The organism is Hassallia byssoidea VB512170, assembly GCF_000817785.2.
Taxonomy (GTDB): Bacteria; Cyanobacteriota; Cyanobacteriia; order Cyanobacteriales; family Nostocaceae; genus Hassallia; species Hassallia carrinoi.
On the sequence record NZ_JTCM02000014.1, the window covers coordinates 32547 to 48361 of the forward strand.

At 43.8% G+C, this 15815-nt stretch carries 19 protein-coding genes and 1 pseudogene; 15 read left to right on the top strand and 5 right to left on the bottom strand.

What is annotated here, in order from left to right; translation table 11 throughout:
- Positions 1-313: 313 nt before the first annotated feature.
- The 15 genes from PI95_RS09560 (at position 314) to cpcG4 (ending at position 13300) form a co-directional block, all read left to right on the top strand.
- The gene (locus PI95_RS09560; protein WP_039737937.1) at positions 314-1273 is read left to right on the top strand and encodes an RluA family pseudouridine synthase; all 960 of its coding nucleotides are present in this window, start codon (positions 314-316) and stop codon (positions 1271-1273) included.
- A gap of 646 nt (positions 1274-1919) precedes the next feature.
- Positions 1920-2438: a bilin-binding protein gene (locus PI95_RS09565; RefSeq protein ID WP_039737941.1), complete on the top strand. Its 519-nt coding sequence runs from the start codon at positions 1920-1922 to the stop codon at positions 2436-2438.
- A gap of 51 nt (positions 2439-2489) precedes the next feature.
- Entirely contained in the window at positions 2490-2981 is a 492-nt protein-coding gene (locus tag PI95_RS09570; protein ID WP_444881576.1) for a bilin-binding protein, read from the top strand.
- A 188-nt stretch (positions 2982-3169) separates the two neighbouring features.
- Positions 3170-4000 (top strand): phycobilisome rod-core linker polypeptide, encoded by an 831-nt coding sequence (locus tag PI95_RS09575; protein WP_039737944.1) that lies wholly within the window; start codon positions 3170-3172, stop codon positions 3998-4000.
- Between the two features lie 178 nt (positions 4001-4178).
- Positions 4179-4949, top strand: coding sequence for a HEAT repeat domain-containing protein (locus tag PI95_RS09580; protein ID WP_039737947.1), 771 nt, complete (start codon positions 4179-4181; stop codon positions 4947-4949).
- A 170-nt stretch (positions 4950-5119) separates the two neighbouring features.
- A complete protein-coding gene (locus PI95_RS09585) occupies positions 5120-5749 on the top strand; it encodes a HEAT repeat domain-containing protein (RefSeq protein WP_039737949.1) in 630 nt (209 codons plus the stop codon).
- 752 nt (positions 5750-6501) lie between these two features.
- Positions 6502-7020 (top strand): C-phycocyanin subunit beta, encoded by a 519-nt coding sequence (cpcB, locus tag PI95_RS09590; protein WP_039737953.1) that lies wholly within the window; start codon positions 6502-6504, stop codon positions 7018-7020.
- A 73-nt stretch (positions 7021-7093) separates the two neighbouring features.
- Positions 7094-7582, top strand: coding sequence for a C-phycocyanin subunit alpha (cpcA, locus tag PI95_RS09595; protein ID WP_039737954.1), 489 nt, complete (start codon positions 7094-7096; stop codon positions 7580-7582).
- A gap of 160 nt (positions 7583-7742) precedes the next feature.
- Positions 7743-8603, top strand: a complete 861-nt coding sequence (locus PI95_RS09600) for a phycobilisome linker polypeptide (RefSeq protein WP_039737956.1) — start codon at positions 7743-7745, stop codon at positions 8601-8603.
- A gap of 152 nt (positions 8604-8755) precedes the next feature.
- Positions 8756-9031 carry a rod-capping linker protein CpcD gene (gene cpcD, locus PI95_RS09605; RefSeq protein WP_039737958.1) on the top strand — a complete coding sequence of 92 codons (276 nt, stop codon included), beginning with the start codon at positions 8756-8758 and terminating at the stop codon, positions 9029-9031.
- Positions 9032-9042: 11 nt separating this feature from the next.
- A complete protein-coding gene (cpcE, locus tag PI95_RS09610; RefSeq protein WP_039737960.1) occupies positions 9043-9867 on the top strand; it encodes a C-phycocyanin alpha-cysteine-84 phycocyanobilin lyase subunit CpcE in 825 nt (274 codons plus the stop codon).
- A 168-nt stretch (positions 9868-10035) separates the two neighbouring features.
- Positions 10036-10641 (top strand): C-phycocyanin alpha-cysteine-84 phycocyanobilin lyase subunit CpcF, encoded by a 606-nt coding sequence (gene cpcF, locus PI95_RS09615; RefSeq protein WP_039737962.1) that lies wholly within the window; start codon positions 10036-10038, stop codon positions 10639-10641.
- A 76-nt stretch (positions 10642-10717) separates the two neighbouring features.
- On the top strand, positions 10718-11551 hold the full coding sequence (cpcG1, locus tag PI95_RS09620; protein WP_039737964.1) for a phycobilisome rod-core linker protein CpcG1: 834 nt from the start codon (positions 10718-10720) through the stop codon (positions 11549-11551).
- 94 nt (positions 11552-11645) lie between these two features.
- Positions 11646-12389 carry a phycobilisome rod-core linker protein CpcG2 gene (gene cpcG2 / locus PI95_RS09625; protein ID WP_039737967.1) on the top strand — a complete coding sequence of 248 codons (744 nt, stop codon included), beginning with the start codon at positions 11646-11648 and terminating at the stop codon, positions 12387-12389.
- A gap of 149 nt (positions 12390-12538) precedes the next feature.
- Positions 12539-13300 (top strand): phycobilisome rod-core linker protein CpcG4, encoded by a 762-nt coding sequence (gene cpcG4, locus PI95_RS09630; RefSeq protein ID WP_039737970.1) that lies wholly within the window; start codon positions 12539-12541, stop codon positions 13298-13300.
- A gap of 209 nt (positions 13301-13509) precedes the next feature.
- On the opposite strand, the gene PI95_RS09635 is transcribed toward cpcG4, so the two are convergent.
- From PI95_RS09635 to PI95_RS35765, 5 genes and pseudogenes are all read right to left on the bottom strand, one after another.
- Positions 13510-13935, bottom strand: coding sequence for a PIN domain-containing protein (locus PI95_RS09635; protein ID WP_039737971.1), 426 nt, complete (start codon positions 13933-13935; stop codon positions 13510-13512).
- On the bottom strand, positions 13932-14186 hold the full coding sequence (locus tag PI95_RS09640) for a type II toxin-antitoxin system Phd/YefM family antitoxin (RefSeq protein ID WP_039737972.1): 255 nt from the start codon (positions 14184-14186) through the stop codon (positions 13932-13934). Before PI95_RS09640 ends, PI95_RS09635 begins: the two co-directional genes overlap by 4 nt.
- A gap of 193 nt (positions 14187-14379) precedes the next feature.
- A pseudogene (locus PI95_RS35760) lies at positions 14380-14613 on the bottom strand (Uma2 family endonuclease); the annotation flags it as partial.
- A gap of 9 nt (positions 14614-14622) precedes the next feature.
- On the bottom strand, positions 14623-15255 hold the full coding sequence (locus tag PI95_RS09650; RefSeq protein ID WP_039737974.1) for an HD domain-containing protein: 633 nt from the start codon (positions 15253-15255) through the stop codon (positions 14623-14625).
- Positions 15256-15264: 9 nt separating this feature from the next.
- Positions 15265-15795 carry a GAF domain-containing protein gene (locus PI95_RS35765; protein WP_373695694.1) on the bottom strand — a complete coding sequence of 177 codons (531 nt, stop codon included), beginning with the start codon at positions 15793-15795 and terminating at the stop codon, positions 15265-15267.
- Positions 15796-15815 lie beyond the last annotated feature (20 nt).

A 15815-nucleotide genomic window follows, 5' to 3' on the forward strand; every position in this document is an offset into this window, starting at 1 on the left:
CTAAATGGTAGATGTAAGTAAGCTACTCCTAGTATTTAGGTTACTCCAATTTTTTTAAAACAGTTAAAAACTATGTAAAAATAATTTGGATAAAGTAAAGAAACTATGAACGATAAATATATAATTAGTCGGAAATATTTTATCAATTATAATATATTACGTGCTTTTACTTAATTATAAGAATCGTATAAATAAAAACAGTTTGTTAGAGATTATTTTGCTAACTGCCTAGGAATAACATTTTGCTTGGAAAAAAGCGATCGCCACTTTCGTTAAAATTAATAACACCACCAGTCGAAAAAGACTGATAGCAATGCTTACACACTTGTCTGATACCCAAACAGAATTTAATTTACAAGTCGAAGAAAACGGGGTACGCTTAGACCGCTATCTTACCCAAGAACTACCTGACTTATCGCGATCGCGCATTCAACAGTTAATCGAACAAGGTCAACTTCAACTCAACGGCAAAGTCTGCACATCTAAAAAGATAAATGTCAAAGCAGGCGATCGCATTACTCTACAAATACCATCAGCTGAACCTCTAAAACTGCAAGCCGAAGATATTCCCTTAGATATTCTCTACGAAGACGATTCTCTATTAATTCTCAACAAACCCGCTGGCTTAGTCGTTCATCCTGCACCCGGTCATCCAGATGGAACGTTGGTAAATGCTTTGTTAGCTCATTGTCCTAATTTACCAGGTATCGGCGGTGTGCAACGTCCGGGAATTGTCCATCGATTAGATAAGGATACCACCGGAGCGATCGCGATCGCCAAAACAGAACTTGCTCATCAACATCTGCAAGCGCAACTCAAAGCCAAAACCGCACGTCGAGAATATTTGGGTATTGTCTACGGTGCTACTAAAACGGAAAGTGGTACAATTGAACTGCCGATTGGGCGTCATCCACAAGACCGCAAAAAAATGGCGATCGTACCCGTTGAACAAGGTGGACGCAACGCTGTCACTCATTGGCGAATATTAGAACGCTTGGGCAACTATACATTAATGCACTTCCAGCTAGAAACTGGTCGCACCCATCAAATTCGCGTACATAGCGCCCAAATTAATCATCCCATTGTCGGCGACCCTATTTATAGTTCCAATCGTTCCATAGGTGTAAACCTACCCGGTCAAGCATTGCACGCTTGGCGACTTCAGTTACAACATCCGCTGTCTGGAGAGTTGATTGAAGTGACAGCACCCCCTCCCCAAACTTTCACAACTCTGCTAGAAGTTCTCCGAAGACGCGCTGCCATCTCCTCTTAGACATAAAATCTGAGAAATCTGATAAATTTTTTCGAGTTTTCTTAATTAAGCTTTACAAAAAGTTATAAATAGCTGCTGCATCAAAGTTGCCGTAAATCGTGGCAATAACCGCTTGCGTCAAGGATTTCAGCTTGATATTTGCAGTTTTAAATGATGAGCATTTTTACTCTATTTAATTTACGAAAACTTGTGACATCAAATACATAATTTTGTTTACATAATCTCCATAACGCTTTAGCAGACTACAATACTTAGAGTTGATTAATTTGCTGATTACTACAAAATTCAGTATAAACACGATTGCGTTAAGCGATGTAAAGAAAAGTATGCAATTGTAAATAATTGAGTAAATAAATTTGAACAAACCCTTACTGGTAATGAGTTTCACGAATTGCTGTAGAGTTTTACACAAATTGAAAAAACTTAATAAAAAAGGAACTCAATCGATATATAAAATACAAACAAGGTTTTAAAAGCAATTACAACAAGCAAAAAAACGCTGTTTCAAATTAATTGATTGCACATTAATAAAGTGTTTTCAGTATTTTTGATGTGCGATTATTGCCAGATTTATATTAATGGCAATGATGAGTTAATTGTTTTTAACCGAAAAATAACTGCCATGATTTTCAGAGGAATTTAAGAAATGCTTGACGCTTTTTCCAGAGTAGTTGAACAAGCCGACAGAAAAGGTTCTTACCTAAGCAGTGACGAAATCAATGCTCTATCAGCAATGGTTAGTGATAGCAATAAGCGCTTAGATACAGTCAACAGACTTACCAGTAATGCTTCCTCCATTGTGGCAAATGCTTATCGCGCCTTAGTTGCAGAACGTCCCCAAGTATTTAATGCTGGTGGTGCTTGCTTCCACAACCGCAATCAAGCAGCTTGCATCCGCGACATGGGATTTATTCTGCGTTATGTCACCTACGCTATATTATCAGGCGATGCCAGTGCATTGGACGATCGCTGCTTGAACGGTTTGCGTGAAACTTATCAAGCACTTGGTACTCCTGGTGATGCAGTAGCATCAGGAATTCAAAAGATGAAAGAATCTGCACTGAATATTGCCAATGACCCCAACAATATCACCAAAGGTGATTGCAGCCAGTTGATGTCTGAAGTGGCTAGCTATTTCGATCGCGCAGCTTCCGCAGTTGCTTAAGCAAGCATTTTTTCAAAGCATTTTTTTTAGTAATTATCGGAGAAAAAGAGAATCATGAAAACCCCATTGACTGAAGCGATCGCCTCCGCAGATGTTCGCGGATCTTACCTCAGCAATACCGAAATGCAAGCGGTATTTGGTCGTTTCAACCGCGCTCGTGCAGGTTTAGACGCCGCCAAAGCTTTCTCTGATAATGGTAAGAAATGGTCGGAAGCAGCAGCCAATCACGTTTATCAAAAGTTCCCCTACACCACGCAAATGCAAGGACCCCAATACGCTTCTTCAAGCGAAGGTAAATCTAAGTGCGTGCGTGACATCGACCACTACCTCCGCACTATCAGCTATTGCTGTGTAGTTGGTGGAACTGGACCATTAGATGAATATGTGGTTGCAGGTTTGAGCGAACTCAACAGCGCTCTTGGTTTATCTCCTAGCTGGTATGTAGCTGCCTTAGAATTTGTCCGTGACAATCATGGTTTGAGTGGTGACGTAGCTGGTGAAGCTAATACTTACCTCAATTATGCAATCAACGCATTGAGCTAAGGCAAAACTCTTGGGTCTTTGGAAGTAGATAATTACTGATTAATTAGATAGGCAAAATTAAATGTTTTGTCGTAGTGTAGCGCTACTACAAACAGTATTGTTTATCTTGATTAAGTTCAGTCTTTATGTAATTTCAAAGACCCAATTTTATTAATAAGAAAAATCTTTGCAAGGGAGCGATTAGCAAGATGACTGTTGCAGAACGACTAGGGGTTAGAGATTTAATCGGCAAAAAAGTTGAGCTTCGCCAAAATTGGACTCAAGATGATTTGCGAATACTATTCAAGGCTGCTTACGAACAAGTTTTTGGGCGTCAAGGAGTATACGCAAGTGAAAAATTTACTAGCGCTGAAGCTTTGTTACGTAACGGCAAAATCAACGTTCAACAATTCATTGAGATTTTAGCAAAATCTGAATTTTACAAGGAATGCTTTTTCTACAGTAATTCCCAAGGGCGTTTTATTGAGTTGAACTACAAGCACTTATTAGGACGCGCTCCCTACGATCAATCAGAAATTGCTTATCATACAGACCTTTACGCATCTCGTGGCTACGATGCGGATATTGAGTCTTACATTTACGGCACAGAATACGAAAATGCTTTTGGTACTTCTGTCGTTCCTTATTACCGTGGATTTCAATCTATTCCGGGAATGAAGACTGTAGGATATAACCGCATATTTGAACTTTATCGCGGTGACGGTAACAGTGATAACGCGCAAATGGGGCGTAAAAATTCCCGCTTGCGGTCAAAAATCTCGATGAATTCGGCTAACTGGATTTCGCCACCTTCATCACCGGGCAGTCACTTTGCCTCAACAGCACCGACGTTAATCAGTGCGGCTCCAAAAGGAGATTCTCGCATGTTTGTGATTCAAGCGATCGCTGGTGGAATTGGTTCTAAAGCAGCAGTGCGTCGTAGCGTACAAGTTTACACCGTACCCTACGAACGACTCTCCGCCACATACCAAGAAATCCACAAGCGCGGTGGGAAGATCGTCAACATTTCCCAAGTGTAGGAGAGGAGGGGGAGAGGGGGGGATGGGGAGAGGGGGGGACAAGGAGACAAGGGGGACAAGGGGGACAAAGAGGACAAGGAGGAATTTCTCCCTCATCCCCCTTGTCTCCCCTCTCCCCCTTGTCCCCCCACTCCCCCACTCCCCACTCCCCACTCCCCACTCCCCACTCCCAATTCTTATGAATACTCAACACCCCGAACCGATTTTGTCTTGTGATTCAGCGATCGCGGCGCTGTCTTGCGAAGATAATCAAATCCGTTATTATGCTGCTTGGTGGCTGGGGAAGCATCGGGTACAATCCGGCTGTGAGGCGCTGTGTAATGCCCTTGCGGATGCAAACTATCGCATCCCGTCAGGTGGGTATCCTCTGCGCCGTCAAGCCGCACGAGCGCTCGGACAACTGCAAAATCCGCAAGCCGTCAGCGCGTTAATTGCAGCGTTAGAATGTGATACTGATTTGCGTTTGCGGGAAGCAGCAATTCAAGCTTTAGCCGCTATTGGTGACGAAAAAGCGGCTACTCCTTTGCTTCAGCTTTTGCAATCCACCCAAGAGCAACCTTATGAAGCGCTAATTGAAGCACTAGCCACTTTGCAAGTTTGGTCAGCTCGTTTGTTAGTTGAGCCTTTTCTTCATCATCCTTCTGAGCGGGTACAATGTGCAGCAGCACGGTATATGTATCTTTTGACTCAACAGCCACAGTACATTGAACGTATTGTTAAAAATCTCAACCATGAGAATATGTATTTGCGCTGGGCAGCGATATTTGATTTAGGATCTGTTGGTCATCAGCAAGCTGTAGAGGCGATTTTGACGGCTAAGGTTCCTAACAGTTTAAAGCTGTTAAATTTAAAGCGAATTTTAGAAGCCGTTTTGGATAATCAGCACTCACAAAAGGAAACATCGCAGTTAATTTTCAAAGCAATTGATGATTTGTTATTTCAGCTTTGAGATTAGGGACTAGGAATTGTTATTTGTTGGTTGATAGTTGGAGCGTTGATGGTTGTTGGTTGATAGTTGGTACGTTGCTAACTACTATCTACTAACCACTAACTACTAACTACTAACTACTAACCACTAACGACTCTTAGTCCCTTTTTTAATATCAGTAACATTCAACTATGAATACAATCAATCACGATATTGACGGCTTGATTTTGCAATTAAACCACGCCTCGACACCAACGGATGCGATCGCTTCAATTTCTGCTATAGCTGCTACTGGTATAAAAGAACAATCAGTTATCAAAGCGTTAATTTCAGCTTTGAGTCATCACCATCCTTCTGTTGGTGCTGCTGCTGTTAAACTTTTGGTGCAATTAGCACCCGCATCAGTCAAACCGTTAATTGCGGCTTTTCATACTTCTAGCGATCAGGGGTTACAAGCTCATATTATTCAGGCTTTAGCCCAAATTGGCGACCCAGAAGCAATTGAAGTATTAGCTGAAGTTATCGGTACATCAGTCGCCAATCACTGTCAGGGAAATGTCCGCCGCATCGCCGCACGAGGACTCGGACGAATCGCCCAGAATTCTAACAACCTAGAAAACATCCGCCGTACTTTGGACAAGCTAACTTGGGCGTTGTCCTCTCCCGAAGATTGGGGACTGCGTTACGCTGCTGTAGTTTCTCTGGCAGAAATTGCTACACCAGAGGCTCTAGTAACCCTAGAACACGCTCTAACCCAAGAAACCGATAAAGTTGTCCTTCATCGCATTACAACCGCCTTAGAAGCGCTTGGCGTGGGGTAGGGGGTAGGGAGACAGGGGGACAGGGAGGGGGGGGACAAGGAGGACAAGGAGGACAAGGGGGACAGGGGGCAGGGGGCTTTCTTGCAGGGGGACAAACAGGAATTTCTCCCTTGTCTCTCTTGTCCCCCTTGTCTCCCTTGTCCCCCTTGTCTCCCCATCCCCCCATCCCCCCATCCCCCCTCTCCCCCCTTGGGACGAAGAATTTAAAAAATTTGCAACAATCTTTTGAAAGGTAAATTTAACTTTTTGTAATAAATCTGCCCTAAGCCGTGAAGACTATATGAGACTGTAATATATGTATCGTAAGGCTTGGCGGAAAAATTAAGAAAATATTAAAACAGTAATGTTTTGCATAAACATCCCCAACTTATTAAGTTTTGTTACAGAAATTCTTCGTTTTTCTCAGGCGCAGCCCTTGTATGTAAAGGATTTGAGGCTTTTCTTATCTGTGCAACTTATTTCTTCACAATTTGTAACAAATTATGGATCTATGGCGTTGTATAAACATAAGCTGGAGGGGTTAAAGAACAGACAAAAGTTAAACGAGGCAATCAATTCGTAAAGGTTGCTGGTTTCTCATAAAATCACCCCAGGTTCTCATAATTTCTCTTTCAGACAGTGAAAGGGGAATGTGAGAGGAGTTGAGAAACAGTTTTATTTGAAGTCTGTTGTTTAGCAGTTCCGCATTGATAAAACATTGCCAGTTTTAATCAAGACAGCACTCAACGTAAGGAATTAGGAGAAAACAGTCCATGTTAGACGCATTTGCAAAAGTAGTTTCTCAAGCTGATTCTCGTGGAGAATTCCTAAGCACCGAGCAACTAGATGCACTCACCAAGTTGGTAAAAGACGGCAACTCCCGTTTGGATACCGTCAACCGCATCACCAGCAATGCTTCCACAATCGTTACCAACGCTGCTCGTTCATTGTTTGAAGAACAGCCCAACTTGATTGCTCCTGGTGGTAACGCTTACACCAACCGTCGCATGGCTGCTTGCCTCCGCGACATGGAAATCATCTTACGCTATGTCACCTACGCTCAGTTAGCTGGTGATGCAAGCGTGTTAGATGACCGCTGCTTGAACGGCTTGCGCGAAACATACCAAGCTTTGGGTACACCTGGTTCTTCCGTGGCAGTTGGTGTTCAAAAGATGAAGGATGCAGCAATCAAGATTGCTAACGATCCTAACGGTATCACCAAAGGCGATTGCAGCAGCTTGATCTCGGAATTAGCTAGCTACTTCGATCGCGCAGCAGCTGCGGTTGCTTAATTAAAAACTTTGAAAAGCCTAAAGATTTAGGTTGATAGGCAAAAGGTACGAAAAAAGAAGGAGATTATAGACCATGAAAACACCAATTACCGAAGCGATCGCAGCTGCTGATACCCAAGGACGTTTTTTGAGCAACACCGAACTGCAAGCAGTTAACGGTCGTTTTGAACGCGCTGCTGCCAGCATGGAAGCAGCTCGTGCATTGACCTCGAACGCTCAACGCTTGATTGATGGTGCAGCTCAAGCTGTTTATCAGAAGTACCCCTACACCACCCAAATGAGCGGTCCTCAATTCGCCGCTGATTCTCGTGGTAAGTCCAAGTGCGCCCGTGACGTTGGTCACTACCTACGGATGGTTACATACTGTTTGGTAGCTGGTGGCACAGGTCCAATGGATGAATACCTGATTGCTGGTTTGGATGAAATCAATCGCTCCTTCGAGTTGTCTAACAGCTGGTACGTAGAAGCTTTGAAGAACATCAAAAACAGCCACGGTTTATCCGGTCAAGCAGCTAACGAAGCCAACACATACATCGATTACGCAATCAACGCATTAAGCTAGATAGCGATCGGGCCCGGAGAGGGATGCAAGTGCTGGATGAAATCACCTAGCAGTTGGATCTCGCTCCGGGCATCGTTTTATCTGGAATATAGATAAAAAAAACTTATCACGCGCACCAAGTAGCAGCAGCCGAACTGCTAAAGACAAGGGGGAAATTAAAATGGCGATTACAGCAGCAGCATCAAGGCTAGGAACAGAAGCTTTTAGTGAAGCAGTACGAGTAGAACTGCGACCCTATGCCACTAAAGAAGACATCGAAGGAGTGATTCGTGCCGTGTATCGGCAAGTCTTAGGAAATGACTATTTAATGGCATCAGAACGCCTCAAAAGTGCCGAATCACTACTGCGAGATGGCAACCTCACAGTGCGGGAATTTGTCCGTAGCGTTGCCAAATCAGAACTTTACAAAAAAAAGTTTTTCTACAACAGTTTCCAAACCAGAGTAATCGAACTCAACTACAAGCATTTGTTGGGTCGCGCTCCCTATGATGAGTCAGAAGTAGTTTATCACTTGGACATATACGAAAACCAAGGATACGACGCGGAAATAGACTCATACATCGATTCAACCGAATATCAAACCAACTTCGGCGACAATATTGTGCCCTACTATCGCGGCTTTGCTACCCAAACAGGGCAAAAAACCGTCGGTTTCAACCGGATGTTTAGGTTATACCGAGGTTACGCCAACAGCGATACCTCGCAAGTAGAAGGAACAAAAACTCGTCTAGCACGGGAATTAGGAACCAATAGCGCTTCCTCAATTGTCGGACCATCAGGTAGCAACGAGAACTGGAATTTCCGCGCCAGCGCAGATGTAACACCCAAGAAGAATATGGGTAACGCAGTTGGCGTAGGCGATCGCGTTTACCGCATCGAAGTCACCGGACAGCTAAGTCCTGGGTATCCCCGCGTGCGTCGCAGCAGCTACGCGATCGTCGTACCCTACGAACGGCTTTCCGAAAAGATGCAGCAAATTCAAAAGCAAGGTGGCAAAATCGTCAGCGTGTCACCAGCTTAATAAAGTTAGGAGTGATGAGTTAAGAGTTATGAGTTATGAGTTATGAGTAGTGAAGTGATAAATTCCGCTTTTCTTAATTCTTAACTCCTAATTCCTAACTCCTAACTCCTAACTCCTAACTACTAATTCATACTAAAGGAGAAATTAATCATATGTTCGGTCAAACCACAGTTGGAACTGGTGGAATTTCTAGCGCAAGTAGCCGGATGTTCCGTTACGAAGTCACAGGCTTGCGGCAAAATTCCGAAAACGACAAAAATAACTATGAAATCCGTAACAGTGGCAGCGTGTATGTCACAGTTCCATACAACCGGATGAACGAAGAAATGCAGCGGATTACCCGCATGGGCGGCACAATTGTCAAAATTGAGCCGTTGACTGCTGAATCAGCACTGAAGCCAGATAGCGAATCTCAAACGCAAAACTAAGACTCTTGGCAATGAGAGAAAATGGCGCGGAAGAATATATACCAGAAAACGCACCACCGCTAAATGAAGAGCAAGCGATCGCCAATCTGACATCACCAGATACAGGTCTTCGCTATTACGCCGCTTGGTGGTTGGGCAAATTCCGCGTTAATTCCAAAGCTGCTGTAGATGGGTTAATTGCAGCGTTAGAGGATGAAGCCGACAGAACAGAACTGGGAGGCTATCCTCTACGACGCAATGCAGCAAGAGCGTTAGGGAAATTAGGCGATACACAAGCGGTTGATGGCTTAATTAAGTGCTTGTCAAGCTCTGACTTTTACGTGCGCGAAGCATCTGCCCAGTCTCTGGAAATGTTGCGTGCCTCAGATGCCGCTCCTTCCCTGATGCAGCTTTTATCCGGGGGTGTTGCCGCAGCCGTCCAAGTACCCGGACGCCCGCACTTAGTCCAACCCTATGAAGCCATATTAGAAGCTTTGGGAGCGATTGGGGCAAAAGAAGCTATTTCTCTAATTCAACCGTTCCTAGAGCATCCACTACCACGAGTGCAATGCGCCGCAGCCAGAGCAATGTACCAGCTGACACTTGATGCCAGTTATGGCGATCGCTTAGTGAAAGCGTTGGACAGCGACGATCTGAAATTGCGCCGCGTTGCCTTAAGTGATTTGGGTGCAATTGGGTATATAGCAGCAGCAGACGCGATCGCTCAGGCAAAAGTTGAAAATAGCTTCAAACTCATCGCCCTCAAAGGATTGTTAGAGCATCAACTTCCATCATTAGATGTTTCCCTTTCAGAGGATACCATCCGCCTAATGAACCTGATGGATGCGCTGTTGTAGTTATTGGGAGCGTGGTTAAGTGTTAGTGGGAGCGTGGGAGCATGGTAAGAGTGTTAGTGAGAGCGTGGTAAGAGTGTTAGTGGTCAAAAACCAACGACTAACAACTAACAACTAACAACTAACAGCTAACAGCTAACAACTAACAACTAACACCTAACACTCTTACCAATGACTAAAGAACTAATTCGCGCCGTCGAGTCGGCTGATTCACCAGCCTTGATGGTGGCAGCAGTGCAAAAGTTGGCAGCGGCGAAAGATGAAGCGGCAATTCCTACCTTAATTGCTGTGTTTGGTTATAACAACCCAACCGCAGCAGTTGCGGCAGTTGCCGGATTGGTGGAATTGGGGGAAGTGGCAGTACCACAGTTGCTCTCTCAAATTGATGATTATAACTATGGCGCACGGGCTTACTCGATTCGTGCCTTAAGTGCGATCGCTGACCCCCGCGCAATAGATATATTACTCACCGCTGCTGCCACCGACTTTGCCCCAAGTGTCCGCCGTGCCGCAGCCAAAGGGCTAGGAAACTTACACTGGCATAAACTGAACGATTCCCAACGCGCATCTGCCCTGTCTCGATGTTTGGAAACATTACTCAATATTTCTACTGACTCAGACTGGTCAATTCGTTATGCCGCTGTCGTCGGGTTGCAAGCATTGGCGAAAATTCCTGATTTGCGATCGCCCATTCAGGCTAAATTCAAAGAAATGCTTATCAGCGACACCGAGAAAGCAGTTTGTGCCCGCGTACAACTAGCGCAATTAGCAATGTAGAGACGCGATTTATCGCGTGTAGAGACACGATTTATCGCGTCATGGATTTATATCATAAAAAAAGGCAAAAGTCAAGATGTCAATCCCATTACTAGAATATACTCCCAACTCGCAAAATCAGCGTGTTGAAGGATACGAAGTACCCAGCGAAGACACCCCACAACCTTATCGGTTAACACCAACCTCTGAAGTTCCAGATATTGATGCCATAATTTGGGCAGGATATCGGCAAATCTTCAGCGAACACTTAATTTTAAAAAGACATCGCCAACCCTTTTTAGAATCACAACTGCGAAATCGAGCGATTACCGTTCGCGATTTCATTCGCGGATTGGGTAAAACTGAAGTTTACTGGGAGTTAGTAGGAGAAACCAACTCTAACTACCGTTTAGTTGACATCAGCTTAAAGCGGTTTTTAGGACGTGCTAGCTACGGCAAAGACGAAGAAATTGCATGGTCAATTATAATTGCCACCAAAGGCTTGCACGGTTTCATCGACACCTTGCTTGACTCCGAAGAGTATCTAAGCAACTTTGGCAACGACATTGTACCCTTCCAACGCCGCCGCTTCAAAGATAGACCCTTCAACTTAGTTAACCCCCGGTACGATGCAGATTATCGCAATCGCCTATTGGGACAATACTTAGAAGGACGTACCTTTTATCAAGCAGTACGCACAGGAGAATCTGTACAACGCGGAGTTCGGCAAGCGATTCCGGACACATTCTTGTCAATGGCAGCGAGTATATCACCAGGCGGCATGAACTACCAGCGATCGAGCGATCGCGCCAGAAATTACATCTCAAGTGTCAAGCTGCCTGAGATGTCAAAACAAGTTACAGAAACTACCGTCAAACCTACGGAAGTTGCTTTGCCTTACCGTTACATCCCAGGAAACAAAACAACCTGACTACGAGTTAAGAGTTAGGAGTGAGAAGTTAGGAATTAACAACTCATAACTCATAACTCATAACTCATAACTCATAACTCAACACTTATTAACTATGTCAATCCCTTTACTACAATACAATCCCAGTTCTCAAAACCAGCGGGTAGCCGGTTACGAAGTCGGTAACGAAGACACCCCCAGAACTTACCGCGCAGAAGACTGTGGTTATGATGGCGAAATCCAAGAATTAATTTGGGCTGCTTATCGGCAGATTTTCAGCGAACACGAAACCCTGAAATTTCACCGCCAGATAAATCTCGAATCTCAGTTAAAGAACCGCGCAATTACCGTGCGCGACTTCATCCGAGGTTTGGCAAAGTCAGAAGCGTTTCGGCGTTTGGTGGTAGAGACAAACTCTAACTACCGCATCGTCGAAGTTTGTCTCAAACGGATTTTGGGGCGCACGTCTTATAATAAAGACGAAGAAATCGCTTGGTCAATCAAGATAGCAACCCTCGGTTGGGGTGGCTTTGTCGATGCATTGGTAGATAGCGAAGAGTATCTAACCAACTTTGGCGAGAATACAGTTCCCTATCAACGACGCCGCTTCAAAGACAGACCCTTTAACTTGGTGACACCTCGCTACGGTAATTACTGGCGCGATAAGGAAGAAAGTGAGCGTTACAAGTCCGGCGATATCAGTAACTTCCTAGATATGGCGAATGGAATTGAGATTAGGACAGTTAACTATACACCAGTTAGCACTGCCAATATCCAAATTCCCGACATGACAAAGAATACTAAGCCCCAAGGTATTCCCGTTTCTGTTAGTCCCAGCGCTAGTTTTCCCGTGCGGTAAATTGATTTGAGATTTTAGATTCAATCGCAAATCTAAATAAGGGACAATAAATAAAGAATGAGGATTTTGAGCAATCAACCCTCTTTCAGTTTTCAGTTTCTCTTGGAATGACGTTTAATCTCTTAATAAATTACGAGGAAGATTGCAGCATGGCACTGCCATTACTTCAATACAAACCCAGCAGTCAAAATCAACGAGTCAAAAGCTTTGGCAAAGCTGACCTTGATGAAGAAACACCATATATCTATAGAATAGAAGATGTCAGCAGCTATACTGACATGGAAAATATCATTTGGGCGGGCTATCGCCAAGTTTTCAGCGAACATGAGATTCTCAGCTTTAACCGTCAGAAAAATCTCGAATCTCAACTGAAAAATGGCTCGCTAACTGTACGCGACTTCATCCGTGGTTTAGCCAAATCTGAGGCATTCTATCGTTTGGTTGTCTCAGTTAACAACAACTACCGCTTAGTAGACATTACTCTAAAGCGGTTGTTAGGTCGTTCTTCTTATAATAAAGAAGAAGAAATTGCTTGGTCAATCAAGATAGCAACCCTTGGATGGGGTGGCTTTGTTGATGCCTTAGTTGACAGTGAAGAGTACACTAGCGCATTTGGTGAGAACACTGTACCTTACCAACGCAAGCGCATGGAGGGACGCCCCCACAACTTGGTAACTCCTCGCTACGGCGAAGACTTCCAAGAAAGAGAAGGCACAGTTCAAACAGACTGGCGCTTCACCCTGGACAAATACTACAGCAGCAAGTCCAAAGAACGGCGCTTGGCAGAAGGCGACCCCCGCAAATATGCGGATATGGCAGCATCTCTAGATACTTCAGGTAATTACGCGCAAAAGGTTTCTGCTTTTGACCTTGATTATCTGAGCTTAGTGCCATCTCGTGGTAGACGCTAGGATTTCAACTAGAAATACCTAAAATTTTATACTGGGTCTGGTTTCCGTGTTGATGTGACAATTAGCTGATAGTTTTTCTGTTAGCTAGGCGTTGCGTTAAGTGGAGACTAGACCCAGTAGTTTTTTACGCTTTCGCTTCTAGCGTGAAATTTTGGGAAGTGCGATGGGCAAAGCCCCCCAAAGAAGCGATCGCGCTTGAGTTCCCCATCTTACAGTAATTTCCACGGATTGATGATGGTTAACCCTACGTGTTTAAAGTCTTCTTCGTTGCGCGTGACTAAACTGCAACGGTGATTCATAGCGATCGCTGCAATCAAAGAGTCGATCGCCGACATGCGCTGTCCACTCAAATCAAGTTTGCCAGTTAATTGTCCCCACTGGCGCATTACTTCAATATCTACCAACAAAATCTTGCCACTGAAGCTGCGCATTAAATCATCATTAACCCAATTGTGCAAAGTGGTTTTACGCTTGGAATCAGGCAATTTTTCAATTCCTTTGTATATCTCACCAATCGTCAGCACACTCAGATAAACGTTGTTAAAATCGAGAGCATCAATCCACTCAACAACTTTGAGATTTGGCTGTTTGGCAACCAGTTCTGAAATCACGCAGGTGTCAAGCAAATAGCTCACAAAATAAAGTCTCCCCTAGTATTGCTTTTATCCCGATTCAAATCCAACTCAACCTCAGCTAAGGGAGACTCTCGGAAAAAAGTAGACAGTTTTTTCTGCGAAGCCATCATCTTACAGTATTCTACGTAAGACAGGACGATCGCCACTTCAACCCCACGTTTTGTAATCACCTGTGGTCCTTGCTGGATAGCTTCTTCCACCACTTCACTGAATTTGTTCTTCGCTTCTTGGAGTTGCCAAATTCGATTCATCACTTTTTCCTGGCTAGTCTATCTAGATTTTAACTAATTTAATTGTAGATTTTCTAACTATTAGGAAGTTTTAGTTCTTTGCAAACCGCATATTCATCGTGAAGTTTTAATTAGTGCGATCGCTTCTTTGCGGGGCTTTGCCCATCGCACTTATTCAAATTTTAGGAAAGGGCGATCGCTGCGATCGCGCACATCACGAAGCCGGAAAAATCCGACTCAAGTCTAATAAAGTATCTTCAAACCCAGAAATTGCAACTGACCGATCGGGTAGAGAAATTTGCTTGCTCAGATAATTAAACTCATCTTGAGCATTTTCATATGGCTGATTGTAACGTTCTAATTGACGAGCATTTAAGTTGACAATCCAGTAATCTAAAATTCCAGCTTATGCATAAAGTTTCAGCTTCGTGGTTTGGTGATAAGTCAATCAATTGAGCTATAAAGATTGAATTTCTGCATTGAGATTGCGACGAGCAGCTTTTTCCCCAACCTCAAACATCAAAGTTGTAAAGTAAATACGCTGACGCTGCAAAAAGCTCTCTAAAACTTGTCTGCGACCGACAATATATTCTGCTTCTGACACCCAAGCATATTCCTGACGAATGTAAAGAGCGTATTCTCGATATTGGACTGGGTTAGCAGCCAAAATTGCCAAATCAGCATCAAGTAGGACTTGACTATCAAAGTCATCTGCCGCAGCTTGATGGTTTTTGGTATTTATAATCAGACGAGTTACAGCAGTAATATTACTGGGGGGAATGCCCAAACTACTCAGCAATTCACAAGCCACCGCAGCGCTTCTTTCTTCATTATTTTGAGCTTTAGTGTCATAAACTACATCGTGAAACCAGGCAGCAAGTTGAACCGCAGCTAAATTTCTGGTATAAGCTTGCAAATTGTCAATAATTTTGAGAACGTGGTAAATGTGTTTGAGCGTATGGTAATAGCGATCGCTACTAGAGTAAGCCTCAACTAAAAGATTAAATGCGCTCTGTGCCGCTACTTGGTCAACTTCAAAACCAGAGAGTGTCCGCTGCCACTGACAAAATAATGATGAGTCAAGTTTCATTTAGACAGTTTAAGTTTCCAGTATATCTGTAACAAACGGTTCAATCGCCAACCCAATGCGATCGCCTACAAGTTGCAGTCGCTGTACATCATCTTTGGTGAATTCACAGTGACGAAACGTGCCAACATGAAAGACACCACTTATCCCCTTTTTAAGCTGCAAAGGGACACCTATCATTGATTGAATTCCCCTATTTCGCAAAATCGGACTCACAACTTCTACTTTTGACAAATCGTCTACAATCATTTGCTCACCACTTGCGGCTATACGACCTGCAAAGCCTTGCCCAATCGGAATTCGCACAGCTTCTACAATTTCTTCTTCAAGACCGATGGTGGCGCATACAGCTAATTGCTGCCCGCTCTTTGTGGGCAATAAAATCGTAATTGTATCCACATTCATTACTTGACGGATGCAGTCAAGCAGCACGGAAAGCAGATTTTCTAAAACAAAATGAGGAAATACAGTATCGTTTACTGTCAGGGGATAACTTAGTTCAGCAGTCTTCTCAATTTGAGCTAGAGCTACACTTAGCTTAATGTCGAGGCGGCTGTTATTAT

Coding starts and splice junctions, on each gene's coding strand:
- PI95_RS09560 (WP_039737937.1), top strand. CDS start 314: ATGCTTACACACTTGTCTGATACCCAAACAGAATTTAATTTACAAGTC.
- PI95_RS09565 (WP_039737941.1), top strand. CDS start 1,920: ATGCTTGACGCTTTTTCCAGAGTAGTTGAACAAGCCGACAGAAAAGGT.
- PI95_RS09575 (WP_039737944.1), top strand. CDS start 3,170: ATGACTGTTGCAGAACGACTAGGGGTTAGAGATTTAATCGGCAAAAAA.
- PI95_RS09580 (WP_039737947.1), top strand. CDS start 4,179: ATGAATACTCAACACCCCGAACCGATTTTGTCTTGTGATTCAGCGATC.
- PI95_RS09585 (WP_039737949.1), top strand. CDS start 5,120: ATGAATACAATCAATCACGATATTGACGGCTTGATTTTGCAATTAAAC.
- cpcB (WP_039737953.1), top strand. CDS start 6,502: ATGTTAGACGCATTTGCAAAAGTAGTTTCTCAAGCTGATTCTCGTGGA.
- cpcA (WP_039737954.1), top strand. CDS start 7,094: ATGAAAACACCAATTACCGAAGCGATCGCAGCTGCTGATACCCAAGGA.
- PI95_RS09600 (WP_039737956.1), top strand. CDS start 7,743: ATGGCGATTACAGCAGCAGCATCAAGGCTAGGAACAGAAGCTTTTAGT.
- cpcD (WP_039737958.1), top strand. CDS start 8,756: ATGTTCGGTCAAACCACAGTTGGAACTGGTGGAATTTCTAGCGCAAGT.
- cpcE (WP_039737960.1), top strand. CDS start 9,043: ATGAGAGAAAATGGCGCGGAAGAATATATACCAGAAAACGCACCACCG.
- cpcF (WP_039737962.1), top strand. CDS start 10,036: ATGACTAAAGAACTAATTCGCGCCGTCGAGTCGGCTGATTCACCAGCC.
- cpcG1 (WP_039737964.1), top strand. CDS start 10,718: ATGTCAATCCCATTACTAGAATATACTCCCAACTCGCAAAATCAGCGT.
- cpcG2 (WP_039737967.1), top strand. CDS start 11,646: ATGTCAATCCCTTTACTACAATACAATCCCAGTTCTCAAAACCAGCGG.
- cpcG4 (WP_039737970.1), top strand. CDS start 12,539: ATGGCACTGCCATTACTTCAATACAAACCCAGCAGTCAAAATCAACGA.
- PI95_RS09640 (WP_039737972.1), bottom strand. CDS start 14,186: ATGAATCGAATTTGGCAACTCCAAGAAGCGAAGAACAAATTCAGTGAA.
- PI95_RS09650 (WP_039737974.1), bottom strand. CDS start 15,255: ATGAAACTTGACTCATCATTATTTTGTCAGTGGCAGCGGACACTCTCT.